The organism is Anaerolinea thermolimosa (assembly GCF_001050195.2).
In the GTDB taxonomy this organism is placed as follows: Bacteria; Chloroflexota; Anaerolineae; order Anaerolineales; family Anaerolineaceae; genus Anaerolinea; species Anaerolinea thermolimosa.
On record NZ_DF967965.1, the window covers coordinates 1,928,835 to 1,945,107 of the forward strand.

The 16,273-nt window shown below is 52.4% G+C and carries 13 protein-coding genes; 9 read left to right on the forward strand and 4 right to left on the reverse strand.

Translation table 11 applies throughout. The features are described 5' to 3' along the window. Genes ATHL_RS08700 through ATHL_RS08710 form a run of 3 tightly spaced genes read left to right on the forward strand, consistent with a single transcriptional unit; the run spans position 1 to position 3,282 of the window. Entirely contained in the window at positions 1-1,464 is a 1,464-nt protein-coding gene (locus ATHL_RS08700; protein WP_062192245.1) for an L-fucose/L-arabinose isomerase family protein, read from the forward strand. Then, complete coding sequence (locus ATHL_RS08705; protein WP_062192248.1) at positions 1,461-2,438, forward strand: carbohydrate kinase family protein; 978 nt, start codon at positions 1,461-1,463, stop codon at positions 2,436-2,438. The genes ATHL_RS08700 and ATHL_RS08705 overlap by 4 nt, the downstream gene beginning before the upstream one ends. After that, the gene (locus tag ATHL_RS08710; protein WP_062192251.1) at positions 2,413-3,282 is read left to right on the forward strand and encodes a class II fructose-bisphosphate aldolase; all 870 of its coding nucleotides are present in this window, start codon (positions 2,413-2,415) and stop codon (positions 3,280-3,282) included. The genes ATHL_RS08705 and ATHL_RS08710 overlap by 26 nt, the downstream gene beginning before the upstream one ends. Here ATHL_RS08710 and ATHL_RS08715 read toward each other — a convergent pair. Together ATHL_RS08715 and ATHL_RS08720 are read right to left on the reverse strand one after the other, a co-directional pair. Beyond that, a complete protein-coding gene (locus tag ATHL_RS08715) occupies positions 3,263-3,910 on the reverse strand; it encodes a ThuA domain-containing protein (RefSeq protein WP_062192253.1) in 648 nt (215 codons plus the stop codon). The genes ATHL_RS08710 and ATHL_RS08715 overlap by 20 nt on opposite strands. Positions 3,911-3,913: 3 nt before the next feature. Further along, positions 3,914-4,570 carry a bifunctional 4-hydroxy-2-oxoglutarate aldolase/2-dehydro-3-deoxy-phosphogluconate aldolase gene (locus tag ATHL_RS08720; protein ID WP_062192256.1) on the reverse strand — a complete coding sequence of 219 codons (657 nt, stop codon included), beginning with the start codon at positions 4,568-4,570 and terminating at the stop codon, positions 3,914-3,916. 186 nt (positions 4,571-4,756) lie between these two features. On the opposite strand from ATHL_RS08720, the gene ATHL_RS08725 reads away from it, so the two are divergent. Next, positions 4,757-5,314, forward strand: a complete 558-nt coding sequence (locus ATHL_RS08725) for a flavodoxin family protein (RefSeq protein ID WP_062192258.1) — start codon at positions 4,757-4,759, stop codon at positions 5,312-5,314. Between the two features lie 70 nt (positions 5,315-5,384). Further along, positions 5,385-8,255: an ABC transporter permease gene (locus tag ATHL_RS08730; protein WP_062192261.1), complete on the forward strand. Its 2,871-nt coding sequence runs from the start codon at positions 5,385-5,387 to the stop codon at positions 8,253-8,255. On the opposite strand, the gene ATHL_RS08735 is transcribed toward ATHL_RS08730, so the two are convergent. Beyond that, positions 8,249-9,820, reverse strand: coding sequence for a hypothetical protein (locus ATHL_RS08735; protein ID WP_062192264.1), 1,572 nt, complete (start codon positions 9,818-9,820; stop codon positions 8,249-8,251). The two genes, ATHL_RS08730 and ATHL_RS08735, sit on opposite strands and share 7 nt — an antisense overlap. A 2-nt stretch (positions 9,821-9,822) precedes the next feature. Continuing rightward, complete coding sequence (locus tag ATHL_RS08740; protein WP_062192267.1) at positions 9,823-11,682, reverse strand: hypothetical protein; 1,860 nt, start codon at positions 11,680-11,682, stop codon at positions 9,823-9,825. Positions 11,683-11,861: 179 nt separating this feature from the next. Here ATHL_RS08740 and ATHL_RS08745 point away from each other — a divergent pair, with 179 nt between their 5' ends. The 4 genes from ATHL_RS08745 to ATHL_RS08760 are packed head-to-tail and all read left to right on the forward strand — an operon-like array spanning position 11,862 to position 16,265. Then, complete coding sequence (locus ATHL_RS08745; RefSeq protein WP_062192270.1) at positions 11,862-12,971, forward strand: Gfo/Idh/MocA family protein; 1,110 nt, start codon at positions 11,862-11,864, stop codon at positions 12,969-12,971. A gap of 45 nt (positions 12,972-13,016) precedes the next feature. Further along, positions 13,017-13,766 carry a sugar phosphate isomerase/epimerase family protein gene (locus tag ATHL_RS08750; RefSeq protein WP_062192272.1) on the forward strand — a complete coding sequence of 250 codons (750 nt, stop codon included), beginning with the start codon at positions 13,017-13,019 and terminating at the stop codon, positions 13,764-13,766. A 6-nt stretch (positions 13,767-13,772) separates the two neighbouring features. Then, positions 13,773-15,026 (forward strand): ABC transporter substrate-binding protein, encoded by a 1,254-nt coding sequence (locus ATHL_RS08755; RefSeq protein WP_062192275.1) that lies wholly within the window; start codon positions 13,773-13,775, stop codon positions 15,024-15,026. Between the two features lie 24 nt (positions 15,027-15,050). Beyond that, positions 15,051-16,265: an ABC transporter substrate-binding protein gene (locus ATHL_RS08760; protein WP_062192278.1), complete on the forward strand. Its 1,215-nt coding sequence runs from the start codon at positions 15,051-15,053 to the stop codon at positions 16,263-16,265. The last annotated feature ends 8 nt before the right edge of the window (positions 16,266-16,273 follow it).

A 16,273-nucleotide genomic window follows, 5' to 3' on the forward strand; every position in this document is an offset into this window, starting at 1 on the left:
ATGGCCCCGACGAGAGTCAAAATCGGTTTCGTTCCTACCCTCCGCGGGGGCTGGGGGCCAGTTTCAGACTGGTGTGCCCGAATGCGTGAGGATGGTATTCGGTTCCTCCAACAGATCGACGGCCTCGAACTGGTTTACCCCCGCCCACACCCCGAAGATCCATCAGCCATTGTTCCCGAGGGCGGTTATGTTCCTGATGGCGTTGTATGTAATCTTGATCATGCCGAAGCGGTTGCAGCATACTTTGCCCGTGAGAAAGTAGATGGCATCGTTATCGGAGCACTCAATTTTGGTGATGAACGCAGCGCATCGAAGATTGCCGAGTTATTGAAGGTGCCTGTGATGTTATATGCCACCAAAGAGCCTCCCGTTCCTGAAGGCCCCAGCCTTGCACGTGTCTCCGACTCTTACTGCGGAACGCTTTCGATTGCCGCAGGTTTATACCGTCGTAAGCTTCCCTTCCATTTCGCCGGGATCCTTCTGGCTGATGAACCTGCCTTTCGGCATGAAGCCGAGGTCTTCCTGCGTGCTGTGGCAGTGGTAAAGTCTCTGAGGAATGCACGCATCGGGCAAATCGGTTTGCGGCCCTCCGGGTTCGAAACGGTGGCCTATGATGAAAAAGCCATGATTCAGAAGTTCGGCCAGAACGTCATTTATCTTGACCTGGCCGACCTGGTGCATCGCGCCCAAGAATACCTTGATGAAGACCCAAGGCTTGCGGAGATCACCCGGCGCACCCGGCAGAGTGTCGCACAGATTACTGTTGCTGAAGAATGGCTTCAAAAAGCCGCCCGCCTGGAACTGTCCATTCGCGAATTCTGGCAGAATGCTCGACTTTCCGCCATGGCCATGTCATGCTGGCCATCGATTCAGCGCATGTATGGAATCTCTGTGTGCGCCATTTTCGGAAAACTTACCGGTGATGGTCTCTTAACCGCGTGTGAAGCCGATGTCATCGGCGCCCTTTCCATGTTGACTCAGCACGCCGCCTCGCTTCACCAGGCAATTCCTCATTTCATCGATTGGACCATTCAACACCGAGACCATCCCAACCGTTTTCTAGCCTGGCATTGCGGAAACGCCCCAACCTGCCTTGCCGCCGATCCTTCTCGAACAGCCCTCCGAAGCCGTCAGGATATGCTCGGAGTCCTGCCACCTGATCCCTGCGATGATCAGGCCGGCCTTTATCAATTCCAGCTGCGCCCGGGCCCGGTGACTCTTTGCCGCCTGGCCGAATATGATGGTCAATGGAAAATGCTCATTGCTTCTGGAGAAATCATCCCTTCGGATGAAACCCTCACCGGCACGTGGGCATGGGTACAGGTTCGAGACCATCATCTTCTTTACCGCACGCTCGTGGAAGAAGGGTTCATCCACCATGCCAGCCTCATCCATGGCAACCAGAGGGATTCTCTTTTACTCGCCTGTAAGTTTCTGGATATCAGACCTGTATTGATAGAATGAACGCTTCCTCTCCTCGTCCATTACAAATTGTTGGCCTCGGAATGGCCACCATCGATGTATTGGTCAGGCTTACCGAAATGCCCACCTGGGAGAAGAATACCCGGATCGAGGAGTTAATTCTGGATGGCGGCGGTCCGGTCGGCACAGCCCTGGTGGCTGCCGCCCGCCTCGGCGCCCGAACAGGATTTTACGGTACCGCAGGGAATGACCCCACTGCCGATTTTAAATTGCACCTTTTTGAGAAAGAAGGTATAGACATCTCGCATGTGCTTCGTCGGCCCCTGCCTGAACCTCAAATTATCCTGGTTTGTGTCCATTCCCAAACCGGAGAGCGCACCTTTTTTGGAACCCCCTCTACCGGGGCTTTCCCGCTGCAACCTGAAGAACTGGACCGCTCTTATATCACCCAGGCGGAGATCCTCCATCTGGATGGCTTCCACCCCCGGGCCGCCATTCAAGCGGCCCGCTGGATGCGAGAAGAAGGTAAGCTCGTCGTCCTGGATGCCGGAAAAACCGAAGCCGAAGTCTCGCCCTCCATTCGCGAATTGATACCCTTTGTCCATGTTCTCATCAGTGGAGACGGCTTTTCTCGTGCCCTTACCGGGATCAACGACCTCCATCAGGCTGGCCAGTGTATTCTTTTGATGGGACCGCGAATATATGTGGAGACTCTTGGTGAGCGCGGAAGTTTTACCATTTCCTGCGATGAAGCCTTTTTCACTCCGGCTTATCCAGTTAAAGTAGTCGATACAACTGGCGCTGGAGATGTCTTTCACGGAGCCTTTCTGGTTGGCCTTCTCAAACGATGGCCTCTGCGCGAGATCGCCCGATTTGCCTCTGCCGTCGCCGCCATCAAATGTACCAGCCTGGGAGGAAGACGTGGAATTCCGTCTCTTCCTGAGGTTGAGGAATTTCTAAACCGAGATTACCTGCCCAAGGAGAATGAAGATGCCTCTTGTATCCATTGTTCCTGAACTGATTCGGGCCCGCAATATGGGCTATGCCATTCCTTCCTTCAATGTGTTTGAACCCCATGCAGTGGATGGTTTGATTTCGGCTTTACAAAAGAGTGCGGCCCCCTGTATTTTTGGGGTCTACTCCGGCTGCCTGAAAGAAGCCAACATCCGCGCGTTCGCCGCTTATTTACGCGAACGGGTCAATCAATTAGAGGTTCCTGCCTCGATCATGCTCGACCATGGCGAAAACCTGGAACAGGTGCAACTCGCCCTCGACCTTGGCTTCACCGATGTGATGATCGATGCTTCCCGGCTACCTTTCGAAGAGAATATTGCAAAAACCCGTGAAGTGGTGCAACTCGCCAGGCATTACGGCGCCGGGATCGAAGCCGAACTGGGCCACGTTGGGCTGGGAGATCAATACAATCAGTTTGGTGGCGCTCGTAAAGGCTTCACCGACCCGCGCCTGGTGGCGGAATTCTTAGAAAAAACCGGCGTCGATTTTCTCGCCATTGCCTTTGGAAATGCCCACGGAGAGTATCAGAGCGAGCCCCGGCTCGACCTGGATTTGGTGCGCGAGGTTCGCGATAAAGTATCCATTCCACTGGTCATGCACGGTGGAACCGGTTTAACCGATGACCAGTACCGCGAAGTCATTCGGGCGGGAATTTCAAAGATTAATTATTTCACCGGGTTAAATAAAGCCGCTACCGCGCGGATGATCCGCGCGGCTGCGGAACCTGGGGCTACCATGTTTGGCATCCTCTCAGCATTGCGTGAGGCTTATGAGGAAACCTGCATCCATTACCTGGAGGTATTCGGGGCAGCCGGCCAGGCTTCCTCTACGTCTCAAGCCAGGTGAGCGCCTGAAGCATTAATCGTTGGTAGGCCGGGTTTAGCCATACTTCAGCCGAGTGCCCCATCGCAATATAGGCCACCCGGCCTTTTCCTTCGGTTTTACTCCAAACCATCGGGAACGCCACTCCGCGGTCAATGGCCACCATGTGTAAGTCAACCGGCGAAACCATTTCCTGGATATAAAACTCATCCAGCACACTGAAAGCTCCTACATCCTGAATAATGGGATGGGGTTTGGCCAGAGGATACACAGTAAAATGGAATGCCGGGGGGTGAGAAACAAAAACACCCCCTATCAGCTGACCAAGCTCCGGGCTTGAATCCGCCAGAACGGTAGCCGCGTGAACCGCCAGGAGACCACCGCCATTCTTCAACCAGGATGACAGGGCTTTCACCTGTTCATCTTCCATCTTTTCGGGGCCTGTATCGTTGTAGCCCTCCCGGTGAGGGCCCAGGCAGGTGTAACTGACCACGGTTGTGATTTCATCTTCCTTCAGGCGGAGCAAACGGTTCAGATCATAAGTGGCTTCAACCTGCCAGCCTTCTTTCTCAAAAAAAGGTTGGAATACCGCTCGAAACCCTTCGAAATCGTGCCAGATTCCCCCCAGAATAAAGAGTAACTTACCTTTCATACCTCATCCTTTAACCTGTTCTCTGGCACCTTGCACAGCCCGGACAAACTCCGCCGCCTTTTGGGTAATTTCAGTAAACCGCCCCTCTTTGGCCAGGTTCGGGGGACAAAGCTCGCTCCCCGCCCCCACCCCAAAAACGCCCGCGGCGAACCATTCACCTACGTTGGCGGCGCTTACCCCGCCTGTGGGCATGATAGGGATATACGGAAACGGTCCTTTGAGGGCCTTAACGTACGCCGGGCCAGTGAGCGAACCCGGGAATAGCTTAACCACATCCGAGCCCATTTGATACGCCGCAAAAATTTCAGTGGGCGTAAGAGCACCGATCATGGTTGGAACGCCAGACTCAACCATGGCTTTACACAATGCTGGTTCACCCATCGGGCTAACCAGGAACTTCGCTCCCGCGCCCAGAGCTTCTTCTACCTGCTCTGGCCTGGTTAATGTTCCCATTCCAAGGACGATCTTATCGCCAAACGTCACGTTCAATTGCCGCACAACTTCAGCTGCATTTGGGGTGGAGTAGGTAATCTCAATTCCCAGAACCCCTCCGGCTACCAGCGCATCTACCATTTTCAAAGTAAGTTCTGGTGAAGGCCCCCGGATAACCGCGACCAGCCCCAGTGCTTTCAACTTTTCAAGGGTTTGCTTCTTGTCCATGGCTACTACTCCATCTTGAGTCAAAATAAGATGGGAAGGAAAAGCTCCAGCATCCTTCCTCTCAACATTATATAGCAAGTTCCGAGAAACACAGGCGGGGCCTGTTCGTTTTTTAAATCAACCAGCCTTTCCTTCCAATAAGCCTCCAGGTTGGAGTACAATACCCCCGGTACAGGAGGTGAAGGTATGAAGGTCATCATTGTTCATTCCAGTCCCAACACCGATGGTCTGACCGCTGCCTGCGCAACTGCTTCACAGGATGGGATTTCTCACGCCGGCCACGAAGCCCAAATTCTCGTGCTTAACCAAATGAACATCGGCCTTTGCCAGGCGTGTAACGATGGCTGGGGTACCTGCCGTACGCTTCACACCTGCCAGGTAGAAGACGGCTTCCAGGCACTCCATCAGCAAACCCTTCAGGCCGATGCTTTGGTTCTGGTTACCCCTGTCTACTGGGGAGAGATGAGCGAATCGGCTAAGGCATTTACTGACCGGCTTCGACGGTGCGAAGCTACACTCGGTAAAGAAAGCCGTATGGCGGGGAAACCCATCCTGTTAATTGCGGCTGCCGGGGGAAGCGGCAACGGAACCGTAACCTGTCTGCTGAGTCTGGAACGCTGGGCACAACACATTCAGGCCCGCGTTTTTGACCTGATTACTGTCAATCGGTGGAGCCGCGATTATAAACTGCAAACGATCCAGGCGGCCTCTCATGCGTTGGTCGCCAGAGGATTCCCCGATTAACTTACATCTTACTAAAACAATCCTGTTAGAATTGACCGGGTATCACTGTCCCTTTGAGGAATTCCTCTGAATGTCTTCCAACCCGAAAACCATCCATCACGCTCACATCGAAATGCCAGCTCTAATCTCCAGGTTGCCTGGCCTGTTAAACCTGATTCTGCAACGCCGACTTTACCACAGTGGGCTGACCATTTTAGCCCTGTTTGGCGTGATCCTGGCAGTTGGTCTGGTTACCAGTGCTTCTTTCTTTTCTGAAGCCGTTGATCGTGCCATTCTTTTCCAGGAACTGGATGCCCTGACCAGTGTAACCGGGCGCCCCCCATTTTCCACCTCAGTATATGTATTCCCTTCCAGCCGGCTTCCGGTTCCCATGGATCAGGCAGAACGGCTGGCGGCCCAGGTTGAAAACATCCTGACTGCCCAGGTGGGGTTACCTGCCAGGCAGGTGGGGCTACTTCTCTCCAGTGGCGGGATGATGCTACGACCGCGTCCCGGTTCTCAACTGTACAGCGGTTCTGAAATGATCGGGAATGCCCGTATCGTCTACATCAAAGACATCTCCCCTCACCTTACAATCCTCGCTGGCGACCCCATGAATGATTCCTCGGGTAGCCCCGACGTTTTAAACGTCTGGGTCCATGATAAACTCGCCCAGGAAATGAACTTGCAGCCCGGCGATGAACTTTCCATCAGTGTGACATTGTCCGAACAACCAGTGCCACTGCGAATTGCGGGCATCTGGAAAGCCGCTGACCCCGCCTCTGATTTCTGGTTCTCCGACCCAGATGTTACCCTTAAAGATGCTTTCCTTGTTCGCCGCGAAGATTATATCCGTTATGTACAACCCATGATCCCGTCCGGCTCCAGGGAAGCGAGCTGGTATATCATTCTGGACGAGTCCAGAGTCATCCCCAGGAATGCTTCTCAATACATTGCCGGTTTCAGCAACGCCCTGAAAGAAATTAACCGCTACCTTCCAGGCGCTCGCCTCAATTCTCCTCCGCTCGATGCCCTTAAGACCTTTGTCACCCGAAGCGCAACCCTCACCGTCATTTTGCTGGCCTATAATTTGCCTGCTTTTGGTATTCTGCTTTACTTCCTGATGATCACGGCTACCATCATGGCTCAATGGCAGCGCCGTGAAACAGCGATACTGGCCAGCCGTGGGATGAACCCACTGGGTTTATTGAACCTCACCCTGCTGGAACAGCTGCTTCTTTTTATAATCGGTTTTCCACTTGGGGTGGGTTTCGGAATGCTCATGGCCCGCTTAATGAGCTATACCACCAGCTTTCTTTCCTTCACCATTCGCCCCCCGCTTACGGTAACCCTGCACGGAATTAATTTTGCCCTCGTCTTTCTGGCCTTCGGCTTTATCCTGCTTTCTCGACTCATCCCCACCCTGCAAGCTGCGCGGAGCACTGTGATAACCGAAGAGCGCGAATGGTCACGCCCCATGCGCACTCCCTTCTGGTACCGCTATTACCTGGATTTTCTGCTCATCCTCCCCACCTGGTACGCTTATATCCAGATGAGTAAGCGCGGTTCACTGGCCGGGTTGATTACCAAAGCTCCCACCGACCTGCTCAACGATCCTCTCCTTATCCTGGTGCCTGCGCTTTTCGTCCTGGTCGCCGCCCTGATCACCATGCGCCTTTTCGGTTTGATTATGCGCCTGATCGATCTCCTTGCCAGCCAGACTCCATGGGTTACACTCCATCTCGCACTACGTCAACTCGGGCGCCAGAGTCAGGATTACATTCGCCCTCTGCTCCTGGTAATTATCTCTCTTGCCATTGGGGTTTATACCATTTCTATGGCAGCCAGCCTCGATCGCTGGCTGGTGGACCGAATGTCATACCAGGCGGGAGCTGATCTGAGCTTCACTCCCCAGCCCCTCGATTTAAGCCTTTCACCCAGTGATGGGAACTGGATTCCAGTCCCCGGGGATTTTGAACAACTCCCCGGTATCCGAAAAGCCACCCGCGTCGGCGAATATCTTGGTAGAGTAACCCCTCCAGGCGGATACGAACAACGTACCCGCCTGATGGCCATCGACCGCCTTGAGTTTCCTCAGGTATCATGGTGGCGAAAGGATTTTGCCCCTGAGCCCCTGGGGGCATTGATGAACCGGCTGGCACTGGCACCCAATGCTGCCCTGGTTTCCCGTACCTTCCTGGAAAATAATCACCTCAATGTTGGTGATAAAATCTCGGTCCTTGTTTCTATCGACTACACCGTTTCCATCCGAACCGAACTCACCATCGCGGGCATCTATGATTATTTTCCAACCGCCTACGAAGACACCGACGGCGTTACGGTAGTCACCAACATGGACTATCTGGTCGATTTGTTAGGATATATCCCAATGCACCGCATCTGGCTCAGTCTAACCCCCGGAACTCAGGGAAAAGATGTTATGAAAGAGATGCTGGATATATTGAAAATCCACACCCTGCGAGAGTATGATCGAGCAGCCATGATCGCCGCTGAAAAAGAGAAGCTCGAGCGGATCGGGGTTTTTGGCACACTCACCACCGGTTTTCTCGCCACTGCAGTCATGGCGGTCATGGGACTGCTTGTTTACAGTTACGCCTCATTGCGCGAAAGGGTGTACCGGTTTGCGGTGCTTAACGCATTGGGCTTGCTCCGCCAGCAGATTATCCAGCAAGTAATTACCGAATATACCTTTTTATCCATTTTCGGGGCGGCAGCCGGCGCATGGATCGGCATCAATATTTCCCGCCTTTTTGTGCCATTCTTCCGATATACCGGCGAGAAAGGCGTCCCCATGCCCCCCATCCTGCCAGTGATTGCAGAAAATCAGGTGCTTGTGCTTGCCGCCGCCTTCACACTCGTTATCCTTGCAGCAGAGATGATCACCATCCTGACTATTTTCCGCCAGCAACTGGCTCGGCTTATCAAAACCATCCATCAATGAATCGGGGGCAGTCTGAAAACTGAAAGAATTTTCGCATTCCCCACCCAGATGGTGACAACCTCATCCGAATACGGGTAGTCAGCAGGGTGCCAGCGGTAATTACCAATAAAATAATCTGCTTCGCCAGGGTCATCCACAAAATCCAGCCGGTGTTCCTCTGAGGTAGCCAGTATGGCAGCATTTCGAACCCCGGCGGGGGTATCTGCAAACACTTTGATTCGCCCGCGCGCATCCAGTCTCAAAAGTGATTCCAACCCCTCACGGTAGGCCAGCCCCCAGTAATCCAGGTCGAAGCGCATTTTCACGGTTTGCATATCACGCCCGGCCAGACGGTTGAAATACACATTCTGATAGGGATGAAAGGCTATCATCCATACTGTAACCGGTATGAAGACCACCCCCAGAAGGCCCCCGAGTAAACCTTTCTGGAAGATGGGGGAGAAGTTAATCCTGACGATCATTTTATGGAGATGTTCCCATCCCTGCACTGAGAAAAGGACGACCGCCGGATAGAGAAAATACATCTGGCGCCACCCATCATAAAGTGCAGAATGAAGTAAAAGTACTGCCATCCAGGGGGTAAACAACCATAAAGCGGCCAACACCCAGGGCGTACTGGCTTCGTGGTATACACTTCTCGGGTGATTCACCCACTTCCACAGGGTAACACTTCCCCCGATCATCGCCAGGGCGAGATAAGGAATGGGTACAGTAATTGCCATCCATACAGGCAGATAATGCCAGGGTAAGTTTTGGGGAGAGAGAAATTGACCCAGATACAACACCGGCAAGTATTGCGGGAATCTGGCCATTGTTTCAAACGCCCGGCCCAGTTCGCCCAGGGGATCATGCCAGAGAACCGGATAAAAAGCGAAAATCAAGCCCGCTGATAGAATGAGGTAAACCAGCCCATCCCGTACCCCGCCCAGGAAGGATAACCGATGGGCCATCATTTCTCTCCCGATCAGTACCAGAACCACCCCGGTTAAAAAAATCCCCGGCAATCGAATCCCGACCATAATGGCTGAAGCCAGCGATAAAAACCCCACCCGCAAGAGACCCGGCTTCTGCAGGTACAGAATCAAAGCCAGCATCCCCCAGATAGTTGCAGATAAAAACGGAATATCCTTGCTGTTATAAAAAGCATCCGCGAAAATCCGCGGCGTTAAAACCAGAAACAAACACCCCAAAAACACAAACCAGCGGCGCGGGTAAATTCTTTCGAGCAATATGGCAAACCCGGCCACCCCCGCAAAAAAGGCTATAAAATTCCACCAGTGCCGGCTCAGGTACATCTCCCTTGAAGGCACCTGCACCATAACTCGAACCAGAAATATTTCAAAGAGCGGACCGTAGTACCGATCCCTCATCTCGAGCAGCGACGGGTCTCCCTTAACCAGATAACGATAATTGGCTTTTCCGATCTCCAGTTGGGTAGGCTCATCCCAGGAAATGCCATAATCATCGTACACCTGCTGACCGACCAGAAAAAAGGCGGCGAAAAAAAGGAAAACAGCCAGGCGCTGAGGTTGGAAAAACTCACCCAGGATCTTTCGAAGAGCCATCTTCACCGACCCAACAACAAGTGGAATCCATCGCGAAGCTGACTAAAAAGAGCTGGATTGTTAAGCTCAAACCTTTCTTCGCCAGCCCCAAAACCTCCCATCAACCCTGCTCCTATACTATACAGAGCCAGGCCGGTCACCAATCCGCGGAAGAAAAGACGATACCAGCGATGCCCTTCCAATTTACTATCCAGGTTGCGGATAAGGAGCACCGCCGCAAGGGAAAAAATGGGCACATACTCCAGTTGAAAACGCATGGCTGAGAAAAAATAGAAGAGGATGAGACTCATCTGAAGAAAACCCACCCCCAGCAAAGACACAACCAACCATTTGTCTGGTTGCAACCCCCAGGATCTGCATGCCTGCCAGAAACCTGAACGCCGCCAGCTCTCCACCCACCTCACCATGGTATAAACAAGGCCAACGGGAATGACCAGCAGGAGCGGGAAAACCAGCAGTATACCTCCCTGGGGCTCGTGATACAGATAATGATCGGGCAACCGAATGAACCAGGGCCAGCTGCTTTCTTTAATGAATGGGAAGCGAACAAACGGAAAAACTGCTTGAAACGACGGCTCACGGAAAAAATACTGGAAAGAGTTCGGAACAATGTACTTCGCTGAAAACAACCACGATCTCTCCGGAGGATATTCCGGAATACTCAATTGATAACTCAAGCCTGTTTCAAAAAGGTTCCCAAACCGGGCGGCGTTGTACCATAGAAGCAGGCCTCCCCCAAGGAGAATCGGGAACAGGAATGCTCCTGCTTTCCTGAATGCAATGCCAGGTTCCCGCTGAACCATAGACCAGCTTCGCCATACTACCATCAGAGTCAACCAGCCAACCGACAACACCAGAGGCATCCTTGAACCCATTGCCAGAGCAAGACACACCCCGGCCACTCCATACCAGCCATACGATGGGGTATGGGTAGTCATCGCCTTGAGAAGACAGGCCATAGAAAGTAAAAGAAAGAATTGTCCCCCCAGGATTGCCGCCTCATAAACGCCGGGGCGGCCCGTTGGCCAGAGCAGGTAAAGGTTCAGCCCCAGCGCCGGGAAAAGGAATACGGGCAGCCATGAAGAACCATGATGACCATACCATCTCCAGAGAGAGTACCCCAGCCCCACCAGCAATCCCGCCACTCCCAGCAGAAAACCCACGACCAGAACCTGGTCTTCAATCACCCGGTGCACCACGAGTTTTAAACCTGCGAGCAGGAGGGCAGGAGTTGGCCCCCAGTACAGGTAAAATTTTCCATTGTAGAAAGAAACATCCCAGAGATACTTTGCACCCGCCCGATTTTCATACGGATATGGATTCGAAAGCGCCAGCAGGCTTGGGTCGGGTTTTTCCAGAAGATGGATTTGCCCATTCAGAAACGCCTCAGCCAGGCGGTCATAATAGGTATGGTAATACGGATACCACTTCAGAAAGGTTCCTGCGGTAGTGTACCACCAGAACACAGCTAAAACCCCCACCAGAGTCACACCGAGCGCCCATCGGGTACGTTTTTCTCTGGTGGCAAGCCACGGGATTCGTTCGACTTTCCGTTGCAACCCAATAATTACTCGATATAACCAGCTCTTTCTCAGACGCTCATACCACTGTATCGCCCATTGATCCCCCTTAACGAACCATGGTCGAAAAATAGGCCAGAACCACACCATCACCCCAATGGTCAGGCAAAACAACCCCATGCCAAGCAAGGCATATCGCCCTTTTCCCCATCCAGGGTCATTGTCAATGCCCAGCTCAACCGCCCAATTGGCCACAACAAGGAAAGTGAACCCTAACCCGGCATTGAAAATTGCAGCGAGACGACGCACGAATCCAATCCCTGCCTTAAATCTTGTTTCCACAACCCCGCCGCCAAGTATATCATGCTCTATACCTCTCCAAATCTGACTTTACCACCCCGGGAGACCCGATGGATGGCCCCGGAACCCCCTGTAAATCGCTTGATTTTTTCAGAAAGTGTGTATATAACGGCATGGAGCCATTTAACTAATTTTTAAACTACTATTGGGAGGAAGCCATTATGACCAGAACAGTGCGTGTCGGTGTGATTGGCGTTGGCCAGATCGGTAAATCTCATCTGAACAATTACACTCAAAAATGCAAGGGGGGGGTAGAAATTGTCGCAATTGCCGATATCAATGAGGCTGAAGCCAGGCGAGTAGCTGAACAGTTCGGCATTCCCAATATCTACACCGATTTTCATGACCTTCTCAAGCGGGATGATATCGAAGCCGTCGACGTTTGCCTGCACAATAACCTTCACATGCCCGTTACTGTGGCCGCTTTGCAGGCCGGGAAGCATGTTTACTGTGAAAAGCCCATGGCCGGTGCATACATAGACGCTCTGACAATGTATAAAACAGCCCGGGAAACCGGTAAAATGCTTTCGATCCAGTTAAATACGCTCTTCGCCAACGAAACCAAAGCAGCAAAGGCCCTCATTGATCAGGGTCTGCTTGGCCATATCTACCATGCCCGTTCCACTGGATTTAGGCGTCGGGGCCGCCCCTATGTGGATGGATACGGAACAGCCCAGTTCGTTCAAAAGGAAATTTGCTCCGGTGGTGCCCTGTATGATATGGGAGTTTATCATATAGCCATGATGCTCTGGCTGCTTGGGAACCCTCAAGTAGAGCGCATTTCTGGCAAAATTTACCAGGAAATGGATATGGACGAGGAACGCCGCGCTAAAAGTCATTACAACGTTGAAGAACTGGGGCTGGGTTTCGTAAAGTTTTCGGAAGGCCTCACCATGGACATCATCGAAGCCTGGGCAATCAACCTCGATAAACTGGATGGCTCGGTTGTGCTGGGCTCCAAGGCCGGTATCCGCCTTGATCCGTTTGGATTCTTCCAGAGCATCGGCGATCTCGACCTGAACGCCACCGCTGACATGGAGGGTTTCAGCTGGCGACTGCATTCGTTGCGTGAGAATGCTGACGCCTACGATAGCGCCATTCAACACTGGGCCGCAGTACTTCAAGGGCGCGTTCCCCTCTTACCTACCGCGGAATTGGCACTGAAAACCATGCTCATCTCCGAAGGTATTTATCTTTCGGATAAGCTTGGGCGTGAGGTCAGCGCTGACGAAGTGGAGGCCATGTCCGTCTCAACAGCAGTTAAGCTTTAGCCAGTTGCAGTTCCCTTTTTGCAAGTTTATTTTTTAGGAGGAACAATGAACCTGTCTGTGGCTTCCTATTCCTTTCATGGACTGCTCGATCGAGGAATGATTGATCTTTTCGGATACCTCGAATCGTGTCGATACCGTTACCATCTCGATACCGCTGACATCTGGAATGGCATGATTTCCACCCTGGATGAAGATTTTCTCAAAAAAGTCAAAGAGGGCCTTCAGGAAAGAGAGTTGACCCTGGTAAACCTTTGTGTCGACGGGCCGCACATCTGGGAAGATGATCCCGCGCTTCGAGAAAAACATTATCAGGAGGCCCTGGCCTACTTACGGGCTGCCGAGTTCCTGGGAGCAAAAACCCTTCGCATCGATGCTGGTGGGCAGGGAGAAAGCTTTAGCAATGAACAATTTGACCTCATTGTTACCCGTTACCGTGAGTATGCACAATGGGCTTATGATCATGGCTTTAAAGTGGGCCCGGAAAACCACTGGGGGCCTGAAGCTGTGCCCGAAAACATGAAAAAAATCTGTGAGGCCGTCAACCACCCTGGTTTTGGGGTTCTCCTTCATTTTCGCGGGAACCCGGGCGATGCACTCATGGCTCCCTGGGCGATGCACACTCACATCTCCTGGGATATTGTCCACCGCTGCCTGGATGAAACCATGTCCATGCTTCGCGCTGCAGGGTATCAGGGATGTTGGAGCGTTGAACATCATTCCGGTTCTCAAGAATATGTAGAAGTTGCCATTCAGCTGGCCTCGGTTCGCCGCCTGTTGGAAAAATGGGCTGAGTGAGCCATCATGGCATTGAAGCGGAAGATTATTTCGACCCTTTTAACCCTCATTCTGGGCGGCGCGCTCGTTGGAGCGTGCGCGCCGCCTGCTCCAACCTTCGAACCCGTTTCGATTCAATTTGGGGTTCCGCTCGCCGATCAGACGTATTATGAGTCGCTCATTCCCCTGTTTAATGAAAAGTTCCCTTATATTAGCGTTGAACTGAAACCTTATACCGATAACCCATCCGATGAAGTCGATGCCTTTGTCTTACCCTGGTACATCACCCTCAACCCTACATTGAACGGGTTAAAGCTCCTCCCGCTCAACGATTATCTTGCCCGGGAAACTGACTTTGGCGCCGAAAACTTTTACCCCAATGCACTGGAAGCATTTCGCCAGAAAGACCCTCAGAGTGGAGCCGAGACGCAAATGGCCATTCCGCTGGGGATCGACCCCTGGGTGATGTATTACAACAAAGACCTTTTAGAGGCCCGTGAACTCCCGAATCCCCGGTCAGACTGGACTCTTTCAGATTTTACCGACCTCGCTCGCGCCCTGCGTGACCCCAATGAGCGAGTATATGGATACGCACCCGTTACCTTTGGGTATATAGACAGCCTGCTCTTTTTATATGCTTATGGTGGTGGGCTTTTTGATGCAAAGGGTGTGCCTGCCCTCAATACCCCAATCAATGCCCAGGCCGTAAAATGGTATATCGATTTATACAAAGAGGAAGGCGTCGCCCCAACCCGTGCCCAGATCGAAGCGGATTATGGTATAGGGCAAAACCCGGTGATGATTGCTTTTAACGAGGGTAGAATCGGACTGTTTGTAGCCCCTTTTTCGGCCAGAGGAGGCTCCAGTTTCTTTCGTGACTCGTGGAGTTTCGCATGGGGGATGGCACCTATGCCGGAAGGAGAAACCCGGTTCACCCTGGCATTTTACGAAGGAGCGGCGGTTTCTGCGCGCTCTCTCCATCCATCCGAGGCCTGGAATTGGATTGCCTTTGTGAGCCGTCAAATCCCTCCACGCCTCGTTCCGGCCCGTCTTTCTCTGGCCAAATCTGAGACTTTTGACCAGCAAACCGGTAAAGAGGTTGCCGAGGTTGCCCGCCAGGCAATGGAGGGAGCGCTTTTGCTCACCCGGGAATCTCTGGAAGATTTTAATATCGGCATCGACATTTTTATCAGCATGATTGATTCGCTGGTCAATGGAGACTTCGATCTCAACCGTGAACTCGAAAAAGCTCAGCGAAATGCCGAGTTGCGCCTGCCGTAATACTTCGAAAGAGCCCCAGAACCCATGAAGCGTCCCATCTTTCTTTTTCTACCCATGATTTTCCTCATCCTCGCCGGGTGCACTGCTCTTTTACCAACCGTGCAACCGGTGACAATCACCTTTTCCTGTCCGGCACCTGATCAGGCTTATTACGAATCACTCCTTCCCGAATTTAAAAATAATCACCCCAACATCACTATTAACATCCTTCCATTTACCGAAAATCCTTCGCAAGAAGCCGATGTCATGATTCTCCCCTGGATGTACACCATCGGACTGGATGAAAGCAGATTGAGTGCCTTACCCCTGGATGCATATCTCTCTAAAGAAAAGGATTTTACTTCTGACGCTTTCTATCCTGGAGCCCTGGAAGCATTCAGGTTGTCTGGTAAGCAAATCGCCATCCCAACCGGCATCGATCCCTGGGTCATGTACTTTAATAAAAATCTTTTTGACACTTATGGCGTCCCCTATCCTCAGCCAGGTTGGACATGGTCGGACTTTCTCGCCTACGCCGAGGCCTTGCGTGACCCCCAGGAAAAAACCTGGGGCTATACCCACGAAAGCGCCCAGTACATTGACGCCATGATCTTTGTATATCAGCACGGGGGAACACTCGTCGATACCAGCGGGAAGCCCACCTTCACGGATCCTCTTACCATGGAAGCTATTCAGTGGTACGTCGATCTCTTCAGAGAATTTGAGGTAGCCCCCACGCGCAGCCAGGCATTGAGTGATTTTGGCGCCACAGGCGCTCCTGCTCTGCGTGGTATTTCCATGGGGAAAATCGGCATGTTCATGATGGCACTTTCAGCCCGTGGTGGAAAGGGCTACTTTCCAACCGAATGGTCGTTCCCCTGGGGAGTCATTGAACCTCCACGTGACTCCTCCTCATTTACACTCGCCTTTTTTGAAGGGGCCGCCATCTCAAAAGATTCCGCCAACCCTGATGCAGCCTGGGAATGGATTGCCTTTATCAGCCGTAAACCCCATAACCGATTGGTGCCCGCCCGGGTTGCCCTGGCTGAATCCCTGGCTTATGCTCACCTGGTAGGTGAAGACATAGCTCGCGTTGGCCGCACAGCCGTCAACTCTGCCATGTTCGTGTCCGGTAAAACAGTCACCGACATGAGCCAGAGCATTGACCTGTTTTTTGAAACCGTCGATGCTCTGGTCAACCGTGATCTAAATGTCAGCGAGGAATTACAAAAAGCGCAACAGCGAGCTGAAAGCCGTTAGCTAACAGG

Bases quoted from the DNA above. Each gene is read 5' to 3' on its own strand.
- ATHL_RS08725 (WP_062192258.1), top strand. From the start codon at position 4,757: ATGAAGGTCATCATTGTTCATTCCAGTCCCAACACCGATGGTCTGACC.
- ATHL_RS08705 (WP_062192248.1), top strand. From the start codon at position 1,461: ATGAACGCTTCCTCTCCTCGTCCATTACAAATTGTTGGCCTCGGAATG.
- ATHL_RS08700 (WP_062192245.1), top strand. From the start codon at position 1: ATGGCCCCGACGAGAGTCAAAATCGGTTTCGTTCCTACCCTCCGCGGG.
- ATHL_RS08750 (WP_062192272.1), top strand. From the start codon at position 13,017: ATGAACCTGTCTGTGGCTTCCTATTCCTTTCATGGACTGCTCGATCGA.
- ATHL_RS08730 (WP_062192261.1), top strand. From the start codon at position 5,385: ATGTCTTCCAACCCGAAAACCATCCATCACGCTCACATCGAAATGCCA.
- ATHL_RS08735 (WP_062192264.1), bottom strand. From the start codon at position 9,820: ATGGCTCTTCGAAAGATCCTGGGTGAGTTTTTCCAACCTCAGCGCCTG.
- ATHL_RS08760 (WP_062192278.1), top strand. From the start codon at position 15,051: ATGAAGCGTCCCATCTTTCTTTTTCTACCCATGATTTTCCTCATCCTC.
- ATHL_RS08715 (WP_062192253.1), bottom strand. From the start codon at position 3,910: ATGAAAGGTAAGTTACTCTTTATTCTGGGGGGAATCTGGCACGATTTC.
- ATHL_RS08745 (WP_062192270.1), top strand. From the start codon at position 11,862: ATGACCAGAACAGTGCGTGTCGGTGTGATTGGCGTTGGCCAGATCGGT.
- ATHL_RS08710 (WP_062192251.1), top strand. From the start codon at position 2,413: ATGCCTCTTGTATCCATTGTTCCTGAACTGATTCGGGCCCGCAATATG.
- ATHL_RS08755 (WP_062192275.1), top strand. From the start codon at position 13,773: ATGGCATTGAAGCGGAAGATTATTTCGACCCTTTTAACCCTCATTCTG.
- ATHL_RS08720 (WP_062192256.1), bottom strand. From the start codon at position 4,570: ATGGACAAGAAGCAAACCCTTGAAAAGTTGAAAGCACTGGGGCTGGTC.